Annotated in this window: 23 protein-coding genes and 1 pseudogene; 12 read left to right on the top strand and 12 right to left on the bottom strand. The window is 72.6% G+C overall.

From position 1 onward, the window contains the following. The first annotated feature begins 38 nt into the window (after positions 1-38). The 4 genes from JK363_RS05470 to JK363_RS05455 all read left to right on the top strand — a co-directional run bounded on the left by JK363_RS05470 (position 39) and on the right by JK363_RS05455 (position 3243). Positions 39-761, top strand: coding sequence for a response regulator transcription factor (locus tag JK363_RS05470; RefSeq protein WP_201871985.1), 723 nt, complete (start codon positions 39-41; stop codon positions 759-761). Continuing rightward, a complete protein-coding gene (locus JK363_RS05465) occupies positions 758-2296 on the top strand; it encodes a sensor histidine kinase (RefSeq protein ID WP_201871983.1) in 1539 nt (512 codons plus the stop codon). Before JK363_RS05470 ends, JK363_RS05465 begins: the two co-directional genes overlap by 4 nt. 207 nt (positions 2297-2503) lie before the next feature. Continuing rightward, complete coding sequence (locus JK363_RS05460) at positions 2504-3016, top strand: hypothetical protein (RefSeq protein WP_201871981.1); 513 nt, start codon at positions 2504-2506, stop codon at positions 3014-3016. After that, positions 3013-3243 carry a hypothetical protein gene (locus JK363_RS05455; RefSeq protein WP_201871980.1) on the top strand — a complete coding sequence of 77 codons (231 nt, stop codon included), beginning with the start codon at positions 3013-3015 and terminating at the stop codon, positions 3241-3243. The genes JK363_RS05460 and JK363_RS05455 overlap by 4 nt, the downstream gene beginning before the upstream one ends. A gap of 75 nt (positions 3244-3318) precedes the next feature. Here the strand turns inward: JK363_RS05455 and JK363_RS05450 are convergent, their stop codons facing one another. The 3 genes from JK363_RS05450 to JK363_RS05440 form a co-directional block, all read right to left on the bottom strand. Beyond that, a complete protein-coding gene (locus JK363_RS05450) occupies positions 3319-3663 on the bottom strand; it encodes a hypothetical protein (protein ID WP_201871978.1) in 345 nt (114 codons plus the stop codon). A gap of 161 nt (positions 3664-3824) precedes the next feature. After that, a complete protein-coding gene (locus JK363_RS05445) occupies positions 3825-5447 on the bottom strand; it encodes a cellulose-binding domain-containing protein (RefSeq protein ID WP_201871976.1) in 1623 nt (540 codons plus the stop codon). A 494-nt stretch (positions 5448-5941) separates the two neighbouring features. Beyond that, complete coding sequence (locus JK363_RS05440) at positions 5942-6433, bottom strand: hypothetical protein (RefSeq protein WP_201871974.1); 492 nt, start codon at positions 6431-6433, stop codon at positions 5942-5944. Positions 6434-6695: 262 nt separating this feature from the next. Here JK363_RS05440 and JK363_RS05435 point away from each other — a divergent pair, with 262 nt between their 5' ends. The 4 genes from JK363_RS05435 to JK363_RS42145 all read left to right on the top strand — a co-directional run bounded on the left by JK363_RS05435 (position 6696) and on the right by JK363_RS42145 (position 9924). Beyond that, positions 6696-7085, top strand: a complete 390-nt coding sequence (locus tag JK363_RS05435; RefSeq protein WP_201871972.1) for a TOBE domain-containing protein — start codon at positions 6696-6698, stop codon at positions 7083-7085. A 63-nt stretch (positions 7086-7148) separates the two neighbouring features. Continuing rightward, complete coding sequence (modA, locus tag JK363_RS05430) at positions 7149-7967, top strand: molybdate ABC transporter substrate-binding protein (protein ID WP_201871970.1); 819 nt, start codon at positions 7149-7151, stop codon at positions 7965-7967. Then, positions 7964-8824, top strand: a complete 861-nt coding sequence (locus tag JK363_RS42150) for an ABC transporter permease (protein WP_201871969.1) — start codon at positions 7964-7966, stop codon at positions 8822-8824. Before modA ends, JK363_RS42150 begins: the two co-directional genes overlap by 4 nt. Then, a complete protein-coding gene (locus JK363_RS42145; RefSeq protein ID WP_201871967.1) occupies positions 8821-9924 on the top strand; it encodes an ABC transporter ATP-binding protein in 1104 nt (367 codons plus the stop codon). Before JK363_RS42150 ends, JK363_RS42145 begins: the two co-directional genes overlap by 4 nt. Positions 9925-10251: 327 nt before the next feature. Here the strand turns inward: JK363_RS42145 and JK363_RS05415 are convergent, their stop codons facing one another. Further along, positions 10252-11136, bottom strand: coding sequence for a PhzF family phenazine biosynthesis protein (locus JK363_RS05415; RefSeq protein ID WP_201871966.1), 885 nt, complete (start codon positions 11134-11136; stop codon positions 10252-10254). A gap of 75 nt (positions 11137-11211) precedes the next feature. Between JK363_RS05415 and JK363_RS05410 the strand changes: the two are divergent. Then, positions 11212-12112: pseudogene (locus JK363_RS05410) on the top strand (LysR family transcriptional regulator). Positions 12113-12145: 33 nt separating this feature from the next. Here JK363_RS05410 and JK363_RS05405 read toward each other — a convergent pair. The 6 genes from JK363_RS05405 to JK363_RS05380 form a co-directional block, all read right to left on the bottom strand. Then, the gene (locus tag JK363_RS05405; RefSeq protein WP_201871958.1) at positions 12146-13738 is read right to left on the bottom strand and encodes a sensor histidine kinase; all 1593 of its coding nucleotides are present in this window, start codon (positions 13736-13738) and stop codon (positions 12146-12148) included. Between the two features lie 154 nt (positions 13739-13892). Continuing rightward, positions 13893-14549 carry a response regulator gene (locus JK363_RS05400; RefSeq protein ID WP_201872554.1) on the bottom strand — a complete coding sequence of 219 codons (657 nt, stop codon included), beginning with the start codon at positions 14547-14549 and terminating at the stop codon, positions 13893-13895. Between the two features lie 63 nt (positions 14550-14612). Then, complete coding sequence (locus JK363_RS05395; RefSeq protein ID WP_201871957.1) at positions 14613-15194, bottom strand: sigma-70 family RNA polymerase sigma factor; 582 nt, start codon at positions 15192-15194, stop codon at positions 14613-14615. Positions 15195-15440: 246 nt separating this feature from the next. Next, entirely contained in the window at positions 15441-16106 is a 666-nt protein-coding gene (locus JK363_RS05390) for a hypothetical protein (RefSeq protein ID WP_236075580.1), read from the bottom strand. 202 nt (positions 16107-16308) lie between these two features. Next, the gene (locus JK363_RS05385) at positions 16309-16941 is read right to left on the bottom strand and encodes a hypothetical protein (protein ID WP_307821619.1); all 633 of its coding nucleotides are present in this window, start codon (positions 16939-16941) and stop codon (positions 16309-16311) included. Between the two features lie 93 nt (positions 16942-17034). After that, positions 17035-17484 (bottom strand): hypothetical protein, encoded by a 450-nt coding sequence (locus JK363_RS05380; protein WP_201871956.1) that lies wholly within the window; start codon positions 17482-17484, stop codon positions 17035-17037. 61 nt (positions 17485-17545) lie between these two features. On the opposite strand from JK363_RS05380, the gene JK363_RS05375 reads away from it, so the two are divergent. Together JK363_RS05375 and JK363_RS05370 are read left to right on the top strand one after the other, a co-directional pair. Further along, complete coding sequence (locus JK363_RS05375) at positions 17546-18994, top strand: FG-GAP-like repeat-containing protein (protein ID WP_201871955.1); 1449 nt, start codon at positions 17546-17548, stop codon at positions 18992-18994. A gap of 131 nt (positions 18995-19125) precedes the next feature. Continuing rightward, positions 19126-19569, top strand: a complete 444-nt coding sequence (locus JK363_RS05370; protein WP_201871952.1) for a hypothetical protein — start codon at positions 19126-19128, stop codon at positions 19567-19569. A gap of 82 nt (positions 19570-19651) precedes the next feature. Here the strand turns inward: JK363_RS05370 and JK363_RS05365 are convergent, their stop codons facing one another. Beyond that, positions 19652-21043 carry a DUF1996 domain-containing protein gene (locus JK363_RS05365; RefSeq protein WP_236075579.1) on the bottom strand — a complete coding sequence of 464 codons (1392 nt, stop codon included), beginning with the start codon at positions 21041-21043 and terminating at the stop codon, positions 19652-19654. Positions 21044-21313: 270 nt separating this feature from the next. Then, entirely contained in the window at positions 21314-21802 is a 489-nt protein-coding gene (locus JK363_RS05360; protein ID WP_201871950.1) for a hypothetical protein, read from the bottom strand. Positions 21803-21983: 181 nt separating this feature from the next. Here JK363_RS05360 and JK363_RS05355 point away from each other — a divergent pair, with 181 nt between their 5' ends. Continuing rightward, entirely contained in the window at positions 21984-23111 is a 1128-nt protein-coding gene (locus JK363_RS05355) for a PP2C family protein-serine/threonine phosphatase (RefSeq protein WP_201871949.1), read from the top strand. Positions 23112-23146: the final 35 nt, after the last annotated feature.

Below are 23146 nucleotides of genomic sequence, written 5' to 3'. Positions count from 1 at the left end.
TCCCCGGCCCGTACCATCGCGGGCCGGAGGTGGTGCCGATGGAGACCACGGGTGGCGGACGGGTGCTGGTGACCGACGACGACGCGGCCATCCGGCGCTCCCTGGAGCGCGGACTGCGGCTCAACGGCTTCGCCGTGTCCCTCGCCGACGGCGGCCGGGCCGCCCTCGCCGCGGTGCGCGACCACACCCCCGACGTGGTGGTCCTGGACATCTCCATGCCGGACCTGAGCGGTATCGAGGTGTGCCGGGCGCTGCGCGGGGACGGCAACGACATCCCCGTACTGATGCTCTCCGCCCTCGACGAGGTGTCCGACCGGGTCGCCGGACTCCAGGCCGGGGGCGACGACTACCTCGTCAAACCCTTCGCACTCCAGGAGCTGGTGCTGCGGCTGCACGCCCTGCTGCGGCGCCGCCCGCCCGCCCCCACCGACCGGGTGCGGGTCGGCCCGCTGGAGATCGCCCCCGAGGCGCGCGAAGCACGGCTGGACGGGGCGCCGCTGCGGCTCACCCGGCGCGAGTTCGAACTGCTGGAGGTGCTCGCCCGCAACACCGGGCTCGTGCTCACCCGCGACCAGCTGCTGGACCGGGTCTGGGGCTACGACTTCGAGGTGCGCACCGACGCCGTGGACACCTTCGTCAGCTATCTGCGGCGCAAACTGGAGGCCGGCGGACGGCCCCGCATGCTGCACACCGTCCGCGGAGTGGGCTTTGTACTGCGCACCCCCGACGGCCCCAACGGCCCCGGTGGGGACAGGTCATGAGGCTGGCCACCCGGATCGCGCTCGCCGTGGGCGTCGCCGTCCCCGTCCTCGTCCTCGCCTCCGGCTGGGTGCTGCTGCGGCTGGTCGCGTCCGATCTGCACCATGAACAGGACGCCCGGCTGCGGCGCGGGGCCAACGCCGTGGCACCTGACGCGCGGGCGCTGCTGCGCGCCACCGCGTCCGGCCGCACCCAGGCCCAGCAGAACCGCGAACGGCAGCTGCTGGGCTCGGCTCTGGACATGGGCATCCGGCTGCGCGGTCCCCAGGGCACCGTCGCCGCGGGCCCCCGGCCGAAGGACTCCGTGGCCCTGCCGGAGGTGACCGGACGGCCCGTCACGGTGCGCACGGACGACGCGAGCTGGCGGGCGCTGTCCCTCCCGGTGTCGATCGGCCCGCGACAGGGCAGGCCCGCGGCGCGAGGCACCCTGTGGCTGTTCTCCCCGAACGCCACCAGCGAGGCCGAACTCTCCCTCGTACGGCGCCGCGTGGTGACCGTGGCGCTGCTGGCCGCGCCGGTCGCCGGTGCCCTGGCCTGGGCCGCCGCCTCGGGCACGGTCCGGCCGCTGCGCCGCCTCCAGCGCCGTACCAGCGGGCTCGATCCGCGCACCAGCCCGGCCCGGCTGGAGCACCGGCGCACCGGGATCGCCGAGGTCGACGATCTGGAGGCCACTCTGCGGACCGTGCTGGACCGCTACGACCAGCAGGCCGCCCGCACCGCGGAGGCGCTGGAGACCGCGCGCTCCTTCGCGGCGGCCGCCTCGCACGAACTGCGCACCCCGTTGATGAGCATGCGCACCAACCTCGACATCCTCGCCGAGTACCCCGAACTGCCCGCCACCGACCGCACCGAGGTGCTGGCCGACCTCGGCCATGAGCACGAGCGGCTGCTGCGGCTGCTGGTGATGCTCCGGGCGCTGGCCCACGGCGATCTGGTGGAGGCGGACGCCTTCGAACCCGTCGACCTCGCCGACGTGGTGGAGGCGTCGGCGGCCGATCTGCGCCGCCGCCACCCCGAGGCCGAGGTGCGGGTGAACACCGTGCCGGGGCTGTGGGTGCACGGCTGGGAACAGGGGCTGCGCTCGGTGGTGGACAACCTGCTCACCAACGCGCTGACACACGGCACCGCAGACGGCCAACCGGCCCGGATCGACGTGGTGTTGGGCCCGGGGCAGACCCCGGAGGGGCCGGTCGCGGTGCTGACGGTCGACGACCGGGGGCCGGGCATCCCGCCCGACCGCCGCGAGGAGATCTTCCAGCGGTTCCACCGCCGCCCGGACAGCCCCGGCTCGGGACTCGGACTCACCCTGATCGCCCAGCAGATCGCGCTGCACCGCGGCACGGTCGCGGTGGCGGACCGGCCCGACGGGCTGTCGGGGGCCCGGATCGGGATCCGGCTGCCGCTGCCGGCCGACGGATCCGGGGCGGCCACCGGGTCGGGGGAGGCCACCCTGCCGCTGCTGCGCCGGGACTGGTACTCCGGGCCCGTCCCGCGCGCGGGGACCGGTCCACAGGAATTCCACAAAGAGCGTCCCTAGGGTCCGGCTTCACAGGGGGCGTCCGGCCGCGAGCGGCGTCTGGTGCGGTAGATCGCAAGGCGGAGGATCGCACTCGTACTGGGCGTACTCGGGCGACTCCGACAACGCGGCGAGGTGCCGTGCCAGGCGTCGGGAGCAGGGCGGCCCCTGTGAAGCCGGGCCCTAGTCCGGCCGGCAGGCAGGTACAGCCCACGGAAGGAAGACACCATGCACCGCGGAAAGAGCGCGGCCCTGGCCCTCGCGGCCACCGCCGCCCTGCTCGGCACGGCGGGTCTCGCCCAGGCGGACGGCAGCGCCCCGGCGCCGAGCCCGTCGGCCACCCCGAGCGCGGGGGACCAGGACACCGGCGGCAAGGACAGCAAGGACGGCAAGGACGGCAAGGACGGCAACGACGGCCACGGCAAGCGTGCGAAGGGCAAGCGCGGCAAGGTGACCGGGGACGGCGCCGAGGCCCTGTGCAAGCGCGCCCCGAAGATCGACAAGCGGCTGGCACGGGCGTTGAAGCGGCTGCGCGGCCCGGAGACCCGGCGCGGCTCGATCGCCCGCGTCAAGAAGCGGATCGAGTACGCGAAGAAGGAGGGCCACACCGAGATCGCCACCTTCCTCAACGACCGGCTGAAGTTCCGCAACTCCCTCCTCCCCACGCTGGAGAAGCGCCAGAAGGACCTGGCCAAGGTCAAGGAGTGGTGCACCGCGCACAGCAACGGGTCCACCACGTGACCCGCCGTACGGCAGGGGCGGCCGCCGCCGCGGCGGTGCTCTGCGCCGCGCTGGTCACCGGCTGCGGTGGTGGCGGCTCGGACGACTCCGGGACGTCGTCGGGCAGCACCCCCTCGGCCACCACTCCGGCACCGTCGTCCTCCGAACTCGCCGAGCTGAACCGGCTGGTGGACGACGCCGAATCGGCCGCGAGGTCGGCCGAGTCCGACGCCGCCACGAACGGATGACGGCGGGCGCGGGGCGGACCGGCGGCCCGCCCCGCCTCCGCCCGTTCGCCCACCGCCCTTCCCCGCTCGGCCGGTTCAGACCTTGCTGACCGGTGCGATCAGCCCCGCGACGGAACCGGCCGGCACCGGGTTGGCCTGGGCGCTCACCAGATCGCCGCGCTCCAGGAACCCGGTGCCGCTGACGTCCACGTGGACCCGCAGCCCGTAGGCGTCCCCCGGGACCAGTTCACCGGGCACCTTGATGCTGAAGGGGACATGGCCTCCCGGGCTCAGCGGCACATCGGTGAGCACCTGCGCGCCCACCACCGACGAGGGCATGTCCGCGCGGGACACATTGCGGACCTCCACCACCACCCGGGCCGCCAGCCCCGCCGGGGCGTCGGCGGGCAGGGACACGATGCCGCTCAGGACGGTGCTCATGCCGGGCCGCCGCTCATCGCTCACCTCACCGTGGGGGAAGGAGGGCCTCTCCGCATTCCGCCACAGGTTCGCCCGGGGCCGGAGGTCTGGTACGCCCATCCGGGTGGCTCACTGCTCAGGGAGCGGCCCTGTGCCGATGTCTCCGGGCCGGAGGCGTCGGCTCAGCTTGAGCAGGGGCTGCCGCCGAGGGAGAGGCTCCGGGGCGCTCCGGCTCCGGCCTCCGTATCGGCGGTGAAGCCGAAGGAGATCGTGCCGCCCGCCTTCACCCGCGCGTTGTAGCCCTTCGGGGTCACGGTCACCTCGTCGCCGTGCTGGCTGAACTTACCGTCCCAGAGATGGCTGATCTCCTGGGAGCCGGGGAACGTCCAGCTGACCCGCCAGGTGTCCAGCGCCTTGTGGGAGGTGACGTCGACCTCGGCCTCGAAGCCACCGGGCCAGGAGTGGACCACCTCGAACTCCGCCGTGCAGGACGGACGGGCGGCCGGCTCCGGCAGATCCTCGGGCTGGTGGCCCGAGTTGTATCCGCTGTCGTTCCCGGGCGACGACGGATGCCGGGAGCGCGAAGGGTCCGGCTTCTTGTGGTCCTTGTCCTCCCCGTCCTTGTCCTTCCCCTCCTTGTTGTCCTCGGGCGGCTCGGCGGTGGCGGACCCCGGCACCGTGCCCGGGGGCACTCCGGCCGGCAGGGAGGCGGCCGGTTCCCGCGGTGCCGCGCCGCCCCGGTCGTGGGAGGTACCCGTACTGGTCAGCGCCACCACCCCGGCGAGCAGCACCACGGCGGCCGCCGACAGCGCCACCGTGGTCCGGGTCCGGGCCCGTCTGCGGGCGGCGCGAGCGCTGTGGGCGCCGCCCCCGCGGCGGAGCCGTCTGAGCCACGGTAGGTCGAACCGGTCCAGCAGCCGTTGCCATAAGCGCGGCCTGACGGCGTCCGGGGTCGCCGTCGAGCGGGTCTGCTGGGCGTCGGGGGTCTGGGCGGCGAGCATGCGGCGCCGTTCGAGATACGGATATCCGCCCCAGCCGAGCACCCCGCCCGCCAGCGCACCGGGCAGTCCCCCGCCGTCCAGATAGAGACAGGCGGACGCCTCCCGGCACCGTACGCACCCCGCCAGGTGGTCCCACAGATCGGTGGGCGAGGGGGCGTCGGGCGAACGGGTCGCCGCGTCCAGCAACTTGGCGTAGGCGACGCACTCCGCGTCGGTCAGCGACTCCACATGGTTGCGCCGGCAGCGCTCCCGGTAGGCGTGGCGGACCCGGTCGATCTCCTCGGCCGCGGTCAGGGTGTCGCAGCCCAGTTCCCGGGCGACCCCCTCCACGGACCGCGACTCCACCTCGACCGACCACAGCAACGCGCCGTCCGCCTCCGGCAGATCCCGCAGCCCGCGCAGTGCGAGCGGCTGCTCCCGGCGCGGGACGGCGTAACGCGCGGCCTGGGCCGAGCCCAGCCAGAGCCGCAGATCGGGGTTGAGCCGGTCGCCGTGGCGGTGGACGTGCCAGTCGGCCGCGGTCTTCCGTACGGCGGCCAGCAGCAGCGGCAGCCAGGGGAGTCGCCGCCAGCCGCGGGTGCGGAGGCTGCGGCTCTGCCGGATTCCGCGCCGGAACGCCTCGGTGGCCAGCCGCATCCCGTTCTCGGGGCTGGTGGTGCACAGTTCCGCGTAGTCGGCGACCGCGTCCCAGTAGGCATTGAGCAGGGCGGTCGGTGAGACGTCGCCGTCGGGTCCCTCGAAGGGAGGGGCGGCGTGACCGAGCGGCACGTTCGCGCCGTCCCGGAGAGATGAGTGGTGGGGCATGGACGGGATTCCTCACTCATGAACAGCGGCGCCCCCGCCGGGGCGCAACCCTCTCACATCAGGGCCGGGGGGGAGGGCGGGCAGCCGACAGCGCCGTTCTGCCTCGGAATTGGGGATTCCCCTTGTGTGGTCGCGACGAGCCTTTCACGGGGGTGAGCAGGCTGACAAGAAGATCGAGGAGTCCCCATGGGGGCGGAGTGGCCCCATTTGACGGGCTATTTGAGTCGAGGTTAACTCCGGCCGATCGGGACCGAAACCCCTGTGCGGCGACCCGGTACGGGGGAGGCCGGGTCGCCGCGAGGGGAGCGGCGGGGGACCGGCTGGGAATCGCCGAGCGCCGCGTCCGGCGGTGGATCAGAGGGCCGACTCGACGGCGGAGTGGCCTTGGTGCCCCACCCTACGCCGAAATGTTTGCACCTACCACCAGTCGCCCAGGGCAATGAAGAATGATCCGGTCAGAGGGAGAGCCGTCCGCCCACGGCCGAACGAGGCGATCAACTCACGTGGCGGGACGCGCCGTCCGGCCATACGACGTCGACCGGGACGCCCGCCTTGCGCGCCTCGTGCACCACGTCCGCCGTGCCGCCACCCTTACCGGTGGGCGGCTGGCCGTTCCATACCGCCACGAGACGGTCAGCCCGCCTCAGCAGTGCGGCGTTCGCCGCCTCGTACGCCTGACGGTTTGCCGTGGCATGTGGCATCACCAGCACCTCGTCCGCCGTCTCCACGAGCCGGTCGAAGGTTGCCGCATGGCCTGGCTTCACCTTGGCCTGCCGGTAGTCCTCCGAAGGGATCACCACAACCAAGCGCCCGCCCGCAGCCAAGACAGCGTCCGCGAACAGGCTGTCACTGCCCTTCGCGATGCACGACATGCCCACCAGGCTTGACGGCTCATAGGCGGCGAGGAGCTTGTCCAGCTCTCCTCGCACCAGGGGCACCGAGTCGCTGGTGATGTCCATGTGCCCGGTCACAGCGATCGTCGTCATCGTGCCTCCCTCGTCAGGTGGTCAGCAGGCTCCGGATGCTACCGCGCACCGCGGTCACGGCCCGGGGCATGCCGTCCCCCACCGTGCACGGACGGGTAGAGCTGCGCGAGCTGGGCGCGCACGGACCGCCTGCGGGGTCGATAGGGGTGCGCGAGCCCGGGTGGTACACCTCCGTATATGCGAGGATCACGGCCCGAATCGTTGCGCTTATGCGATCCAGCAAAAGACTTCACCCTCGCATATGCGCCACTATGATGGCCGGATGCACATGTACCGGATCGGCGAGGCGGCGGCCCTGCTGGGGGTCAGCGCTGACACCCTGCGGCGTTGGGTCGACAGCGGGCGGCTGGCGGCGGAGCGGGATGAGCAGGGGCGGCGGATGGTGCCGGGGCCCGCGCTCGCCGCGTTCGCGCGGGAGGTCGCCCGGGGCGCGGAGCGGGAGAACCCCGGCTCCTCGGCCCGCAATCGCTTCGCGGGGATCGTCACCGAAGTGATCCTCGGCGATGTGTCCGCCCAAGTGGAGATCCAGGCGGGGCCGTTCCGGGTGGTGTCCATGATCAGCCGGGAGTCGGCGGAGGAGTTGAAGCTGGAGCCGGGCGTTCCCGCGGTGGCTGTGATCAAGTCGACCAACGTGGTCGTGGAACGACCGTGAACCCGCGCGCCGTGGCCGGACGGTGACTGTCCGCGCCCGGTGCGGCAGAGAGGGAGAGACCCTGTGACCACCCGTTCCGCATCCCGTCGTGCCCTGCGCGTGGTCGGCGGCCTCGCCGTGGCGGCCCTGACGCTCAGCGCCTGTTCCTCGGACGACTCCGATGACAGCTCGAAGAAGGCGCACTCCGGCTCCTCGTCCGAGAAGCTGTCCGGCACGGTGACGGTCTTCGCGGCGGCCTCGCTGAAGGAGAGCTTTCACACGCTCGGCAAGACCTTCGAGGAGCGGCACCCCGGCACCAAGGTGACGTTCAACTTCGGTGGCAGCGACGCCCTCGCGGCGAGCATCACCTCCGGCGCGCCCGCCGATGTGTTCGCCGCCGCGAGCCCGAAGACGATGAAGATCGTCACCGATCACCAGGACGCCAAGGGCGCTCCGGCCACCTTCGTCCGCAACCAGTTGGAGATCGCGACCCTTCCGGGCAACCCGGACAAGATCAAGAGCCTGAAGGACCTCACCCGGTCCGGGACGAAGGTGGCGCTGTGCGCCAAGGAGGTGCCGTGCGGCGCCGCCGCGCAGAAGGCACTGGACGCCGCCCACCTCAAGCTCACCCCCGTCTCCTACGAGCAGGACGTCAAAGGCGCCCTGACCAAGGTGGAGTTGAAGGAGGTGGACGCCTCCGTGGTCTACAAGACCGATGTGAAGGCCGCGAGCGGCAAGGTGGCCGGGGTGGAGTTCCCGGAGTCGGCGAAGGCGATCAACGACTACCCGATCGTGCTGCTGAAGAACGCGCCGAACGCCAAGACGGCCAGTGCCTTCATCGACCTGGTGAAGTCCGCGCAGGGCCAGAAGGTGCTGGGCGAGGCGGGCTTCCTCAAGCCGTGACCGCCACGGGAACCACCGACGAGGCCGCCGAGCGGCTCAGCGGCGGGCCGCGGCCCCGGCGTACGGTCCGCCGTACCCGGGGCGGGGTCCCGGTGCCGCTGCTGCTGCCCGCGCTCGGCGGCCTCGCCTTCCTGGTGCTGCCGCTGGTGGCACTGCTGCTCCGGGCGCCCTGGCGGGATCTGCCCGAGCAGCTGACCAGCGCCGCGGTCTGGGAGGCGCTGCGGTTGTCGCTGATCAGCGCCACCGCCGCGACCGCCGTGGCGCTGGTCCTGGGCGTCCCCCTGGCCTGGGTGCTGGCCCGTGTCCGCTTCCCCGGCCGCGGTCTGGTGCGCGCGCTGGTGACGCTGCCGCTGGTGCTGCCGCCCGTCGTCGGCGGTGTGGCGCTGCTGCTGGCGCTGGGCCGCAACGGCGTCGTCGGCCGCTGGCTGGACTCCGCGTTCGGCGTCACCCTGCCGTTCACCACCACCGGGGTGGTGGTCGCCGAGGCGTTCGTGGCGATGCCGTTCCTCGTCATCAGCGTCGAGGGCACCCTGCGCGCCGCCGACCCCCGCTACGAGGAGGCCGCCACCACCCTCGGCGCCTCCCGTTTCACCGCCTTCCGGCGCGTCACCCTGCCGCTGATCGCGCCGGGCGTGGCAGCCGGGGCCGTACTCGCCTGGGCGCGGGCGCTCGGCGAGTTCGGTGCCACCATCACCTTCGCGGGCAACTTCCCCGGGCGTACGCAGACGATGCCGCTGTCGGTCTATCTCGCGCTCCAGAGCGACCCGGCCGCGGCCATCGCGCTCAGCCTGGTGCTGCTCGCCGTCTCCATTGCCGTCCTGGCCGGGCTGCGCGACCGCTGGATGGCCGCCTCATGAGCACCCGGCCCACCCATACCCCGCCCGCCGTGCGGCAGACCACCGCCGAAGGGCTCGACGCCCATCTCGTCGTCGCCCGCGGCGACTTCCGGCTGGATCTGCGGCTGGCCGCCGCCCCCGGTGAGGTGGTGGCCCTGCTCGGCCCCAACGGCGCGGGCAAGACCACCGCGCTGCGCGCCCTCGCCGGGCTCACCCCGCTCACCGCCGGATCGCTGCGGCTGGACGGCCGGGCGCTGGAGGATCCGGAGCGGCGGATCGCCACCCCGCCCGAAGTCCGCCCGGTAGGTGTGGTCTTCCAGGACTATCTGCTCTTCCCGCATCTCACCGCACTCGACAACGTGGCCTTCGGCCCCCGCTGCCACGGTCTGTCCAAGGCTGAGGCCCGCGCCGAGGCCGCCGACTGGCTGGCCCGGATGGGCCTGGAGGCGCACACCGGCGCCAAACCCCGCAGACTCTCCGGCGGCCAGGCCCAACGGGTCGCGCTCGCCCGCGCGCTGGCCACCCGGCCCCGGCTGCTGCTCCTCGACGAACCGCTGGCCGCGCTGGACGCCCGGACCCGCCTCGGCATCCGCGCCCAGCTCCGTCGCCATCTCGCCGACTTCGAGGCGGTGGCGGTCCTGGTCACCCATGACCCGCTGGACGCCATGGTGCTCGCCGACCGGCTGGTGGTCGTCGAACACGGGCGCGTGGTGCAGGAGGGCACCCCGGCGGAGGTCTCCCGCCGTCCGCGCACCGACTACATCGCCAGCCTGGTCGGGCTCAACCTCTACCAGGGGCGGGCCGACGGCCACACCGTGACGCTGGACGGCGGTACGGCCATCACCACCACCGAGGACCTCACCGGACCGGTCTTCGTCGCCTTCCCGCCCTCGGCCGTCACCCTGCACCGCGACCGCCCCGACACCAGCGCGCGCAACGTCTGGCGGGCCGAGGTCACCGGTCTGGAGTCGCACGGCGACCAGATCCGGGTGGAGCTCACCGGTGAACTGCCGCTGCTCGCCGATCTGACCACCGTGGCCGTCGCCGAACTCGGCCTCCAGCCGGGCCGTACCGTCTGGGCCACCCTCAAGGCCGCCCAGACCCACGCCTATCCGGCCTGAGCGCCTTCTCCGCGCCCCGCCGCGCGATGGCGGAAGACCTGGCGGTAGGAGTGCGGGGAGACCCCGGTCGTCCGGACGAAGTGGTGGCGGAGATCGGCCGCCGAACCGAAGCCGGCTGCCGCGCCGCAGCAAGGGGCGTACAGCGGCGTTCGCGGCGATCGTCGGGGTGGTGTTCCTGCTGGTGATGTCCGGCCGGTATCTGCTGTGGCCGCTGGTGGTGACGGCTGCCGCGCTGCTGTACGTACGCGGGGCCGCGCGGCGGCGGGGGCGGGGCTGGGGGAGCCCGTTTGACGACGGGTCCTGGTCCCCGTCCGGCCCTGCCGTCGCTCAGGAGGGGATCGGGACGGCCCGGCCGCTGACACGGACCCGGGCGTCGTCGGGCGCGACCTCGACGAGCAGGTCGCTGGGGCGGCCCATGTCCTCGCCCTGGCGGATCCGCACCCGCGTCTCCTCCGTGATCAGGCCCAGCGTCCGCAGATACCCGCCGAAGGCGGCGGCCGCGGCACCGGTGGCCGGGTCCTCGACCACCCCGCCCACCGGGAACGGATCGCGGGCGTGGAAGTCGAAGCGGTCCGGGCCCTCCCGCCACACCAGGTGCACAGTGGTCCAGCCGCGCCGGGTCATCAGCTCCTCCAGGGCGGCGAAGTCGTAGTCGAGAGCGGCCAGTCGCTCCCGGGTGGCGACCGCGAGGACGAGGTGGTCGTTGCCCGCGAAGGAGACGTGCGGGGGCAGCGCCGGGTCGAGGTCGGCCCGGGACCAGCCCAGGGCCGTCAGGGCTTCCTCCAGCTCGGTGTCCTCGGCCGGGCGGGACCGGGTGGGCACGCTGGTGAGGGTGGCGCGCGGCGGTCCGTCGCCGTCCGTCGCCGTGTGCACCCGGATCTCCCCCGAGGCCGTGTCGAAGACCAGCTCGCCGGGGCCGTCGCGCTCGGCGAGGGCCACGGACGTGGCCACGGTGGCATGGCCGCAGAACGCCACCTCCGCGCGCGGGCTGAAGAACCGCAGCCGGTAGCGGCGCGCGGCCTCGTCCCGCTCGGTGAGGAACGCGGTCTCGGAGTAGCCGAGCCGGGCGGCGACAGCGGTCATCTCGGCGTCGTCGAGCGCGCGGGCGTCGAGGACCACCCCGGCGGGGTTGCCGCCCGAGGGGTCGGTGGTGAAGGCGGAGTAGCGCAGCACATCGGTGTCGTTCAGCGGTGCGGTCGTCATGGGAACCATGGTCGCGCCCCACCTCCATCGCGTCCAACGATTCCTTTCGCTGACTGCCATCGAAAATCCCGATAGCCTGGATCCGTGGACACCCGACTCCTGCGGACGTTCGCGGCCCTGGCGAGGACCGGGAGCTTCACCGCCACCGCCGCCGAACTCCATCTCGCCCAGTCCACCGTGACGGTCCAGATCCGCACGCTGGAGCGGGAGTTGGGCACCCGTCTCTTCGACCGGCTGCCCTCCGGAACCCTTCCGACCAGCACCGGCCGCCGTCTGCTCGAGGAGGCCGAGGAGGTCCTCGAGGCCGAGGCCCGGCTGCGGGCGGTCGCCGCGGCCGGGAGCGACGCCGCCGCGGACGGCGCGGTGGAGGGCCGGGTCGCCCTGGGCGCGGGCGAGTCCCTGTGCGCGTCCCGGCTCCCCGGGGTCATCGCCGCACTGCGCCGCGGTCACCCCGGGATCGACCTCGAACTCCACGCGGTGGGCACCAACGCGGCCGTGGAGGGGCTGCGCTCGGGGCGGCTGGACCTTGGTGCTGCTGCTGGAGCCGGAGGTGACCGACCCCGAGCTCACCGCCCGCCCGATCACCCGCGAACCCCTGGTCTGTCTGGCCGCCCCGGATCATCCACTGGCCGGGCGCGAGGTGGGCTGGGAGGAACTGGCCGGGGAGAGCTTCTTCGTCCATGAGCAGGGGTGTTCCTACAGCGACCAGCTCGTCCGCACCCTGATGGCGCTGCCCGGCCCGGCGCCCCGGCTCACCCGCTTCGGCAGTATCGAGGCCGCGCGCTCCTGTGTGGCCGCCGGTCTCGGGCTGACCCTCCTGCCCCGCGCCACGGTTGAACGGCAGCTCGCCGAGGGCGCGTTGGCCGAGGTCCACGCACCCGTCGTACCGCCGGTCCCGGTACAGCTCACCCGGCACCGCCGCCGCTGGACCAGCCCGGCGGCGCGGGCGGTGGCGGAGGAGCTGACGCGGCTGATGGCCGGCTGAGCGCTCGGCGCGGCGCCCCGTCGTGGGCGCCGCTCACGACTCGCTCTTCACCACGGTCTTGGACACCAGCCGGTCCCCGGCGAAGCACAGCCGGTAGGCGTCGCCGGACATCAGCCGGGTGCTGTAGTAGGCGCAGTCCTGGCCCCGGGGCGGGGCCGGGGAGTCGTCGGGCGGCCCGTCCCGGGTGAACAGCGGCAGCCGCGGCGTGACATCGTCGCGCGGGGTGCCCACCGCGAGCCGGTCATACGTGCTCCGGTCCATGACCGAGAGGTACGAACTCACCACGCTGACCGGGAACGTCAGCAGCAGGATCCCGGCCAGCGCCGCCACCGGTGCCACCACGGCCTGGGTGAGCTGGCGCCGCACCCGGCGCCGGGCTCGCGTCAACTCCCGCCCGGAGGTGGTGAGCTGGGAGGCGTCGGTCGCGGCGCGCGGCGTCGGCGCGGCCGTGGCCGGGAGCTCGGCGGCCAGCTCGAAGCCGCCGTCCGGGACCGGTCCCGCGCGCAGCACACCGCCCGCGAGCCGTACCCGCTCGTCCAGCCCCACCAGGCCAGAACCGCCGGAGTCCACACCCGGCAGCGGTGCCGCGGCGGCGGGGGAGTTGACGATGGTCAGGGCGACGGCCGGAGGGTCCTCGGTGCGCACGAGACGGACCCGGACCGCCGCGCCCGGCGCGTGCTTGGCGGCGTTCGTCAGCCCCTCCTGGAGCACCCGGTGCACGGCGAGTCCGGCCATCGGCGGCAACCCGGCCGGTTCGCCCCGGCGTTCCAGGGTGACATCGAGCCCGGCGGCACGAGCCCGCTCCACCAGGGTCTCGGCGCTCTCCCCGGACGGGGCGGTGGCGGGCCGGTCCCCCTCCTCCTCGTCCGCGCGCAGCACCCCGATGATCTCCCGCAGCCGCGCGGTCGCCGTGCCCGCGGCCTCCCGCAGCTCCCCGGCCGCACGCTGCTGGTGCGGGGCGAGCGTGGCGTCGACCTCCAGAGCCGCCGCCCGCACCGCGATCAGCGTCAGCTCGTGGCCGAGCGAATCGTGCATATCGCCCGCGATCCGGGCCCGTTCGCGCGAGCGGGTGCGCTCGGCGACGACCCGCTGTTCCCGCTCCATCCGGTCGGCCAGCCGCCAGCCCAGCCGCACCAGTTCGGCGTACTGGCGGCGGTAGCGGCCCAGCAGCCACGGCAGTCCGGCGGCGCCCAGCAGGGTCAGCAGCAGACCCGTCCACGCCCACAGATCCCGTACGACCACCACACACAGCGGAATTCCGGCCACCGCCACCGAGCCGAGGAACCACAGCACGGGACGCGCCGCGGCCGTCCGGCATCCGGCGAGGAAGCCGAACACGGCCAGCGCGGGCCAGTACAGCGGGGTGTACATCGTCGCGCTCAGGGCCAGGCTGAGCGCCACCGGGGCCCCGAGCGCCGTCAGCGGCCACCGGCGGCCCACCGCCACCGCCGCCGCCAGCAGCGGCGCCGCCGCGGCCGCCACCACCTTGGCCCGGCCGTACGGGGAGAGCGCCGCCTCGGAGGCGGGCGGCAGCCACAGCGCCAGCCACAGCGCGGCGTCGAGGAGCCGGGAGACCCACCCCCGCCCCCGCGCCCGTACGAGCCGTCGGAACCCCCTGCGCAGCATGGGCCCAGCATCGCCGATCGGCCCCGCGGAGCGCTCCCGACGAAAGTAAGGTCCTTGCGGGTTCTCCGGGTTCTCCGGGTTCTCCGGGTTCTCCGGGTTCTCCGGGTTCTCCGGGTCCGCCGCGCCCGGTGCGGGGTGCAGCGCTCGGTGCGGGTCACTCCTCGGGGACGAGACCCGCCTCGTACGCCAGGATCGCGGCCTGCACCCGGTTCTTCACCCCGAGCCGGGCGAGGACCTGGCTGACGTACGCCTTCACCGTGCCCTCGACCAGATGCAGCCGCCGGGCGATCTCCGCGTTGGACAGCCCGGAGCCGACCAGGGCGAGCACTTCGCGCTCGCGCCCGGTCAGCTCCCTGGTCCGGGCGCGGGCGGTGGCTCGCCTGCCCAACTGCCCGGTCCCCAGATGGCTGATGACCCGCCGCGCCACGGAGGGGGAGAGATACGCCCCGCCCTCGGCCACCGCCCGCACCCCGGAGATCAGCTCGCGCGGATCGCCGGACTTGAGCACAAAACCGGCCGCGCCGGAGCCGAGCGCGCTCGCGATGTACTCGTCCTCCGAGAAGGTCGTGAGCATCACGACGGCGGATTCGGGCACCATCCGGCCGAGTTCGGCCGCCGCCCGGAGCCCGTCGAGCCGGGGCATCCGGATGTCGAGGAGACAGAGATCCGGGCGGTGCTTCAGGGCGAGTTCCACGGCCTCGTGGCCGTCCCCGGCCTCGGCGACCACATGGATGTCCCCGGCCGCGCCGAGGATGGCCGCCACCCCGGCGCGGATCATCGGCTCGTCGTCCGCGAGCAGCACTCGGATCATCGGCTCGCTCCCTCCCCCGGTCATGAAGCCACGCTACCGGGGCCCGGCCCACCGGGCCCGGTCTCAGGCCGCGGACGCCAGCAGCGCGGTCATCTGCTCCCGGGCGCGGGCCACTCGGGAGCGCACGGTGCCGATGGGGCAGCCGGTCGCCTCGGCGGCGTCCGCGTACGGCAGCCCCAGCAACTGCGTCAGCAGGAACATCTCGCGCCGCGCCGGGTCGAGTTCGGCCAGCAGATCGAGCAGCGCCACCCCTTCGTCGAAGCCGGGGAGCCCCACCGGCTGGGCCCGTTCGGCCACCTCCTGCCAGTTGTCGGTGTCCAGCAGCCGGGGGCGGGCGGCGGCGTTGCGGTAGCGGTCGACGACCACGCGGCGGGCGATCGACAGCAGCCAGGTACGGGCGGACGAACGCCCGGCGAACGACGGCAGTCCGGTCAGCGCTCTCAAGTACGTCTCCTGGGTGAGGTCGTCGGCGGCGTGCGGATCGGCGCCGAGCCGGATCACGAAGCGGCGCACATCGTGGCGGGTGGCGCGGACGAACCGCTCCACGGCGTCGGGGTCACCGTCGCGGGCGGCCAGGGCCCAGGCGGTGACCCGCTGGTTGTTGTCCTCGACGGCGTCGACGCCGTCGGTCGGGGCAGCGGGCATCGTCAAACGTCCTTCCGGTGGCGGTGGACGGTCCGCGGGCATGCGGGGGCGGTGCCCGGCTCCCAGGAGTCCCGCGCGAACGCGCGGACGGCAGCCGGGAGGTGCACGGAGCCCGCGGTACCGGGGCATCGGTCCGGCGCCGGGACGGGCGCCGGTACTCCGCCCCTCAACGGCGCTCCGGAGACTCAGCGGCGCACCGGAAGACTCAACGGCGCTCCGGGAGAAGGGCGCGCGGAGGAAGGGCGGTCAGTGGCAGAGGAGCGGATGCCCCGGTGGCCCTCTGCGGCGGATCACATGCCACAGCAGCGCGCCCCGCAACCGGCGTGCGGCGGTGGGTCGGGAAGGCCACGCGGGCGGTTCGGCCGCCCCCGCGCCCAGCATCCGCAGGGCGATGCGCAGCGGTACGAACACGGCGGCCGCGAGCGCCCGGCCCAGCCGGAACGCGGCGGTCTCACCGCGCCACAGCCACACTCCGCTGATGAGCGTGGCGAGCAGATGGGCGAGGGCCATACCGGCTCCGCCGTGCCAGGGCCAGTCCAGCCCCAGCGGCCCCGCCGAACCCGCCGAGCCCATCGAGCCCATCGGGTCCGCGCCATGGTGCATGGGCGCGGGCATCGGCAGGGAGTGGTGCATGCTGCCGTGAGCGGGGGCCGCGCCCACCGTCTCCGAGAGCAGGAACAGGAGGTGCAGCCCGCATTGGGCGAGCACCGTCGAACCGGTCACGGCCAGCGCCCCGCGCTCCCGTCCGGCGAGCCACCAGGCGATCGCCATCGTCCCGGCGAACGCGCAGACCACCGACCACACCGGCAGTGTGCCGCCGGACATCAGCGCATGTCCGAGAGCCGTGACCACCACGCACACCGCCGCGAACACGGCGGCTCGCGCGAGGCGGAGGATCGACCCGGTGGCCATGGCCGTCATCGTGCCAGCGGCCACCGCGGAGGTCAGGAGCCACCGGCGAATCTTCGTCACCGCATGACAAACGTGAGCGATGTGCTCCAGCTCACACACAGCATTCCGGAACTCGACAGGGCCACGGCGCGGGGTCGGGATCCATGCCGGGGCCCGGCAGCGGAAGGGTGAGCGGGCGCGGGGCCCGGTGGGGCCCCGCCCGTCACTTCTCGCCGTCGTCGGCCGCGGCCTTCCCGGCGTCCGCCGTGGCGTCGGATTCGGTGTCCGGCTTGGCGTCGTCGAAGTAGGCGTCCAGCACCGCGTCGAGCTCTTCGGTCCACGTCTTCAGCAGACTTCGGGACGACGGCTGGACCTCGGCCTCGTACCAGCGGCGGTTGGTGGCGTAGACGGTGACGGAGAGCCGCTTCTTGAACCGGGGGGTGTCGACCTCGACCGCGCCGATCTCGTCCCAGCCGAACTGGCACTCCTCGCCGTCCATGCGGAGGGTGACCCCGGCGCGGCGCGCGACGATGCCACCGCGGTGGTCGGACGCCTCGAAGACCGGCCCGTCGCCGTCGTCCTCCTCGGCGTCCTCGGCCTCGTCCTCCGCCGCGTCGTCCTCGGCGTGCGCGTCGGCGTCCTCCTCGGCGTCGTCGGCGTCGGTGGCCTCCTCGTCCTCGGCGTCCGTCTCGGTGTCCTCCTCGACGACGTCCTCGGATGTCCGCTCAGCCGTGTCCTTCGGGGTTTCCTCCTCCCCGTCGGCAGGGCGCGGGGACGTGAGCCCGGGGATGTACCCCGGGTCGGTCCCGGCGGCGGTGTGCATGGGCGGGATGATCGGTCCTGTGCTCTGCTCCACGGCGGGCAGTATTCCCGATGAACCTGTGCGGGCGACAGGCCATTCCCCCGCCGTTCGCCGTTCCGCCGTCCGAAGGCCCCGATCGGACACCGCTCAACCGGAGGGGACGTGGCGGTACGACGGGTCCTGGTCCGGGCGTACCGGCCCCTCCTCGCGCGCGAAGAAATGGCTGAACTCCACGGCCTCCTCGAACCGTACGGCCCACAGCGGCGTCCGCCCGGCCCCGGGCGGCGTCTCCGGGCCGAGGGTGTAGGCGGTGTCCGTCGTGCCGTCCACGGGGCCGCCGGAGTCCACCGAGGCGAAGCTCCAGTCCTCCTCGCCGGGTGCCCAGACGCCGCTGGTCAGCCACTCCTCCCGGAGGACAAGACGGCCGGGGGCCGGGCAGCGCCACCGGAACCGGGTCACACTCAGCTCCCCACTGACACTGGCGAAGACGCTCCAGCCCCGCCCGTCGGGCAGGAACCCCAGCTCGCTGGATTCCATCGCGCCGTAGTCGAAAGGCGCGCTGTTCCAGCGGCCCACCAGTCCGTCGTCCCCGTGCATGCCACAACCCTTCGCGCTCCCCGTGTGTCCCACTGTGCGACACACACGGGAAAGGACACATATGCCGAGGCACATCCTGCCGCTCGGTGGCGTGGTGGCCGTGGTGACGGGAGTCGCTCTCGCCGCCACCTCCTCGTACGCCACCGCCTCGCCCACCGCCACGAAGGCCCCCGCCCCGGCCGCCGGGAAGGCCACCCCCGCCGACATGGACGGCGACGGGTACGACGACCTCGCCACCGGTGCGCCCGGCGCGGCCGTCAAGGGCCACTCCAAGGCCGGATATGTGGCGCTGACCTTCGGCTCCGCCTCCGGGATCACGGTGGCGCGCCATCAGGGGCTCACCCAGTCCCACGCCGGTGTGCCCGGCACGCCGGAGGCCGGGGACAGGTTCGGCTCGGCGCTGGCGATGGGCGACGTGGACGGCGACGGCCACGCCGATCTGATCGTCGGGGCGAGCGGTGAGGCCATCGGGGCGGTGAAGGGCGCCGGTTCGGTGACGATCGTCTTCGGCTCCTCGACCGGGCTGTCCGACAAGGCCATCGCCTACCACTCGCCGACCGTCACCGCGGGGCGTGGCTTCGGCGGACGGCTGGCCGTGGGGGACTTCAACCACGACGGTCTCCAGGACGTGGCCACCGTCGACGGCGCCGAGGTGGCCGTGGTCAACGGGGCGAAGAACCTGCGCTCCACCCCGTCACCGGCCGTCAAGCGGATCACCCCGCCCGGCGGCGGCGCGGGCACCCAGGGCATCGCCAGTGGTGACATCAACGGCGACGGCTATGCCGACCTGGCCACCGTCGCGTACTTCGACGACCCGGCCGACGAGGGCACCCTCGGTGTGCTGCCCGGCTCCCGCGCCGGACTTTCGAGCACCCCGCTGGGACGCAACGTCGGTCTGCCGTTCGCGGGTTACCGCGCGGTGGTCGGGGATGTGAACGGCGACGGCAAGGACGACGTGGTCATCGACACCGGCTTCGAGGACGGGCCCGACGACTACAAGCTGCGCACCTTCCCCGGCACCGCGAGCGGACTCGACGCGGCCGGTGCCGTGGCCTGGTCCGGTGCGAAGCAGGGCGGCACCGCGGCGAAGCTGGCCGACATCGACGGCGACGGCTTCGAGGACCTGCTGATCGGCGACCCCGGGGCGGTGGACAGCGACGGCTTCCAGAACGCCGGTGCCCTCACCGTGCTGCGCGGCAGCAAGAGCTGGCTGACCGCCGAGGGCGCCCAGACCGTCTCCCTGGACACCAAGGGCGTGGTCGGTGTCGCCGAGACCGGCGATCTGTTCGGCTCCACGCTCGCCCCCGCCGACTACAACGGCGACGGCAAGGCCGATCTCGCCACCGGGGTACGCGGCAAGTGGCAGAGCACGGGCGCGGTGAGCATGACCTACGGCAGCGACAGCGGGCTGACCGGCAAGGGCTCCATCCTCTTCGGCCCCGGTTCGTTCGGCTACGCCACGGACAAGGCGGGCTTCGGCTCGGCCCTCTCCACACCCCCGTCCCCCTGACGGGCCGCCTGACGGACCGCGTACTGACATGTGTCATGGCGAGGTGGTGACGGCCGGTTCTGCCCCCGACCCGTCACCACCCGACAGGATCGAGGCATCAGGAAGGAAGCGCGAACCACCAGGGGGCGGATATGACCGGCACCGGCACCATCACCGAGCAGCGGGAACGGACGCACGGCCGTGCGGACATCAAGCCGCTGCCGGTGTGGTTCTTCGCCTTCGAAGGCGTCTGCGGCGGCGCCTACGACCTGTGCCGGGTGTGGGGCACCGCATGGCTGGTCATCGTTGTGCTCGGGCTGGTCAACCTGGTGGTGGGGCTCACCGTGCTGCGCCGCAGGATCAAGCTGGTGCGGGCCATGCTGAAGGGCTCACGCACCCGGAAGATCGCCTTCGGTCTGATCGGTGTGCGGCTGGGGCTGCATGTGGTCCTGGGCGCACTCGGTGCCCAGACCACCTCGGTGGCGGGTCATCTGGCCATCGCCACCACGATGTCGGTGGCCACGGTGGCCCTGCTCTACGTCGACCAGCGGATCACCTTCAAGGCGCTGGGCCTGCGTCCCGCGCCCGCCGCCTGAACCGCTCACGCGCTCAACCGATGCCCCGGCGGACGTCCCCTGTCCGCCGGGGCATCGGAGTCGTTCGGCACCGGCACGCGGCTCAGCCGCACCTGCTGCCGTCGTTGATACAGCGCACCGCCTTCGCCATCAGCCGCGACGACATCACATTGATGAAGTCGCCGTGGTCCGTCACCGGTTTGTGCAGCTGCTCGGGGAAGCTGTCGACGGCGAACACCGAACCGGGCACGACCTTGTAGGTGATCCGCTGGACCAGCTGCGGAATCGCCTGGAACCCTTGCGGACATGAGCCGTTGGCCTGGGCGAACGCCACATGGGCGCGGTGGTTGGCGCTGTCGATGTTCTTCCCGTCCCAGCAGCTCTGGAAGTTGAACGTACGCACCACATTGCTGCCGCTCGGGCACAGCGGGTACTTGTCCTTCAGCTGCCGGTTCTCGAATCCGGTGCAGCTCCACGAGGCGTTGGCGTTGGTCGTGCCGTTGGTGAACGACTTGGCGTCACCGGTGATGATGCGCAGGAACTTCGGCATCGCCGTGACCTTGGAGACGGGGCTGCCGCGGAAGGTGAGTTTCACCGAGGCGGGCTGGAGGATGCGCCCGACATTGGCGTCCTTTCCTCCTCCGTCCGCGTTCACGTCCTTCTCATTGCTGCCGTCGCGCAGCCGCAGGACCGGCCAGTAGTGGGTCGAGCGATCGCCGTTGGTGCAGGTGGTCCCGGCGGTGGCGAGATCCTGGTCGCTGGAGAACGCGTCGGTCGCGAGGTTGCCGACGTAGTCGTGCATATGGTGCGCGCCATTGCTCACCCCGGGAGCCACGATCACGTTGTCCGGGTTGAAGTGCTTGTTCCCGTTGCGGCCGCAGCGCGTGATGAAGGTGCCCTTGGACGCGTCGCCGTTCAGCGCCGGCTTGCTGACGTTGGGCCGCACACCGCGGATGTCCACGAAGTCCGCCTTCTGCGGCCCGCTCTGCGGCGGCTGTTGCTGCTGGCCGTCCGCGGCCGGAGTGGCACCAGCCGGGGTGGGGGCGGCGCCGCCCGGGGTGGGGGTGGCGGCCCCGGCGTTCGCCGTGGAGTCCCGCTGCACCGTGCACGACGCCAGTGAGGTCAGCCCCTGCGGCCGGGACGCGACCTTGTCGATCGCCGCGGTGATGCGGATGATCGCGGAGCGGCGCTGTGTCGACAGCGGTTCGAGCACCCGCGTCTTCACCCAGTCCTCGTCCGCACCGGCTCCCCGTGCGGTCAACTGCTGGTATGCCGTGGCGACCTGGCTGTCCATCCGCGCCAGCTCGTCGTCGACCGTGGGTTGCGCCTGCTCCGGCACCCGCGTCAAACGGATCGAGATGTCCGGGCACTTGATGGTCAGTGTCTCCCGCGCGGACGCCTGCTGTTCGCCGGACTGCCCGGCCGAGGCATCGTTGTCGGTCATCAGAAGGGCACCAGCCCCGACACCCATCGCGGCCACACCGGCGACGGTCATGACGAGCAGTCGAGACCGTCTGTGTTTCTTTTTATTCACATGTCCACCCTTCATGGATGTGGTCGTCGGAGATACGGCAACCGCGGCGATAGTTCTCAATGCCCGCCGAAATTTCTCCATGTCGGACACAACCGGCCCGGACCTCGCACATCACCGCGCGACAACCGCTGGCCAACCCCGGTGATCATTCACACCGGTTGCAGGGCCCGAGCGCCGGGTTTCAGATCCGGTACCCGCCGGGCACACCCCTGGCCACATACCGTCGTCTGCTCACGTCCGGACACCCGTCCCTGGCCGGGCACCTGTCCGGAGCCGCGCTCCCTCCAACTCCCCCCGCGCCGCCTCCATGAAGGCGTGCCGCCGCTCCCGCTTCCCCGTCGGCCGCCCGTCCGGCGGGCTGTTGCGGATGAGCGTGTGCAGCACGGTGGTGAACTCGTGTGCCGCCTGCGCCACTTCCCAGGAACACACCAGCTCCACGGCCTTCTGCGCCAGCCACAGATCGTGCAGCTTCTCGTCCTCGGGGTCATCGGGGGACGGCAGCCCGAGCTTTCTGCGGTCGAGTATCAACTCCACCCGCTGCGCGGCGGTCAGGAACTCGACGATGGCGTCCTTGCGTTCGGCCCGCTCGGTGTCGGCGCGCTGCCGGTGGTCCCGCTGGACCTCGACCCGCGTGGTCAGATGCTGTCCGATGAGGGTGCCCGCGGTCCCCAGGAAGACGCCGAGCAGGGCGAGAACCGTTCCTCCAGTGATCCCATCCACGCCCGACAGCCTGTCACTTGATGATCTTCGTGGGTACTGCGGGCATGTCAATGAGACGATACGTCTTGCGGGCTTGAGGGGAGCGTGATCCTTTGACCGTGTGAGACGGCCCCGTACCAGCACGTACCACCTGTATCAGGAAAGGGTGGAACCTTCTGCTCCGACGGGGCAGGCTGGATCCATGGGGTCGCTCGTCCGTTCACCACCGGCACCGGGGGCGGACGATCACGGCCGGTTCGTGATCACACTCGAGCAGTGTGTGCCCTTCGTGATCGCACTGCTCGTGCTGGCCATCGAGCTCACCCCCGCCCACTTCCTGTACACCGGACCGTTCCTCACCGCGACCCCGGCGCTGGCCGCGTTGACGATGGGCCCCAGGGGCACGATGGCGACCGCGGGCGTCGCCCTGACCGTCAGCGTGATCACTGCCACCTACAACGAGGCATGGGGCAGTGACCAGGTCTACAGCAATCTTGCGGGGCTTCTCCTGGTGTCCGCGGCCAGTATCACCACGAGTAATGCCGTGCGTACGCGCAGACAGAGCGAACTCGACCAGATCCGCCGTATCGCCTCGGCGGCACAAGAGGTCATCCTGCGTCCCGTACCCGCCAGGCTGGGCCCCCTGCGGGCGGCCAGCACCTATCTCGCGGCCGAGACGGGCGCCCGGATCGGCGGTGATCTCTACGAGGCCGTGTACACCCGGTACGGGGTCCGGCTGATCGTGGGGGACGTACGGGGCAAGGGGCTGCACGCCGTCCGCGCGGCCGCCGCCGTGCTCAGCGCGTTCCGCGAAGCCGTGCACTACGAGGACGACCTGGTGGAAGTGGTCGACCACTGCGCGGCCGCCCTGCGGCGGGAGGGCGCCGTGACGGGCGCGGTGGACGAGGACGACCAGGTGGAGGAGTTTGTCACCGTCCTGGTCGCTCAGGTCCCGGACACCCCCGTGGTCCAACTGGTCAACCGAGGCCATCCACCCCCACTGGTGCTGAGCCACGGCAAGGTCCACCCCCTGCTCCCCACCTCACCCCTGCCGCCCCTCGGCCTGGAGGGCTTCTTCTCCGGCCCTCCCGCCAAAGCCGAGAGCTATCCCTTCGCCCCCGGCGACCGCCTCCTGCTGTACACCGACGGCGTGATCGAAGCCCGCAACCGCGACAACGGCTTCTTCCCCCTGCCCGAAGCGATGGAGGCGGTGCACCCGTGCACCCCGCCGGAGTTTCTGCACGACCTGCACGGTCGATTGATGCACCACACGGAGGGATGGCTGGCGGACGATGTGGCGATGGTCGTGATCGACCGCATCGACACGTAGCGGCGTGGTCGGGGCGGTCACGGCCGGGCCGGGGT

The sequence above is a fragment of the Streptomyces coffeae genome (genome assembly GCF_016741875.1).
Classification (GTDB): Bacteria; Actinomycetota; Actinomycetes; order Streptomycetales; family Streptomycetaceae; genus Streptomyces; species Streptomyces coffeae.
This window is presented reverse-complemented; position numbering and strand designations above follow the sequence as displayed.

Bases quoted from the DNA above. Each gene is read 5' to 3' on its own strand.
- JK363_RS05470 (WP_201871985.1), top strand. From the start codon at position 39: ATGGAGACCACGGGTGGCGGACGGGTGCTGGTGACCGACGACGACGCG.
- JK363_RS05465 (WP_201871983.1), top strand. From the start codon at position 758: ATGAGGCTGGCCACCCGGATCGCGCTCGCCGTGGGCGTCGCCGTCCCC.
- JK363_RS05460 (WP_201871981.1), top strand. From the start codon at position 2,504: ATGCACCGCGGAAAGAGCGCGGCCCTGGCCCTCGCGGCCACCGCCGCC.
- JK363_RS05450 (WP_201871978.1), bottom strand. From the start codon at position 3,663: ATGAGCACCGTCCTGAGCGGCATCGTGTCCCTGCCCGCCGACGCCCCG.
- JK363_RS05445 (WP_201871976.1), bottom strand. From the start codon at position 5,447: ATGCCCCACCACTCATCTCTCCGGGACGGCGCGAACGTGCCGCTCGGT.
- JK363_RS05440 (WP_201871974.1), bottom strand. From the start codon at position 6,433: ATGACGACGATCGCTGTGACCGGGCACATGGACATCACCAGCGACTCG.
- JK363_RS05435 (WP_201871972.1), top strand. From the start codon at position 6,696: ATGCACATGTACCGGATCGGCGAGGCGGCGGCCCTGCTGGGGGTCAGC.
- JK363_RS42145 (WP_201871967.1), top strand. From the start codon at position 8,821: ATGAGCACCCGGCCCACCCATACCCCGCCCGCCGTGCGGCAGACCACC.
- JK363_RS05415 (WP_201871966.1), bottom strand. From the start codon at position 11,136: ATGGTTCCCATGACGACCGCACCGCTGAACGACACCGATGTGCTGCGC.
- JK363_RS05405 (WP_201871958.1), bottom strand. From the start codon at position 13,738: ATGCTGCGCAGGGGGTTCCGACGGCTCGTACGGGCGCGGGGGCGGGGG.
- JK363_RS05400 (WP_201872554.1), bottom strand. From the start codon at position 14,549: ATGATCCGAGTGCTGCTCGCGGACGACGAGCCGATGATCCGCGCCGGG.
- JK363_RS05395 (WP_201871957.1), bottom strand. From the start codon at position 15,194: ATGCCCGCTGCCCCGACCGACGGCGTCGACGCCGTCGAGGACAACAAC.
- JK363_RS05390 (WP_236075580.1), bottom strand. From the start codon at position 16,106: ATGGCCACCGGGTCGATCCTCCGCCTCGCGCGAGCCGCCGTGTTCGCG.
- JK363_RS05380 (WP_201871956.1), bottom strand. From the start codon at position 17,484: ATGCACGGGGACGACGGACTGGTGGGCCGCTGGAACAGCGCGCCTTTC.
- JK363_RS05375 (WP_201871955.1), top strand. From the start codon at position 17,546: ATGCCGAGGCACATCCTGCCGCTCGGTGGCGTGGTGGCCGTGGTGACG.
- JK363_RS05370 (WP_201871952.1), top strand. From the start codon at position 19,126: ATGACCGGCACCGGCACCATCACCGAGCAGCGGGAACGGACGCACGGC.
- JK363_RS05365 (WP_236075579.1), bottom strand. From the start codon at position 21,043: ATGACCGTCGCCGGTGTGGCCGCGATGGGTGTCGGGGCTGGTGCCCTT.
- JK363_RS05355 (WP_201871949.1), top strand. From the start codon at position 21,984: ATGGGGTCGCTCGTCCGTTCACCACCGGCACCGGGGGCGGACGATCAC.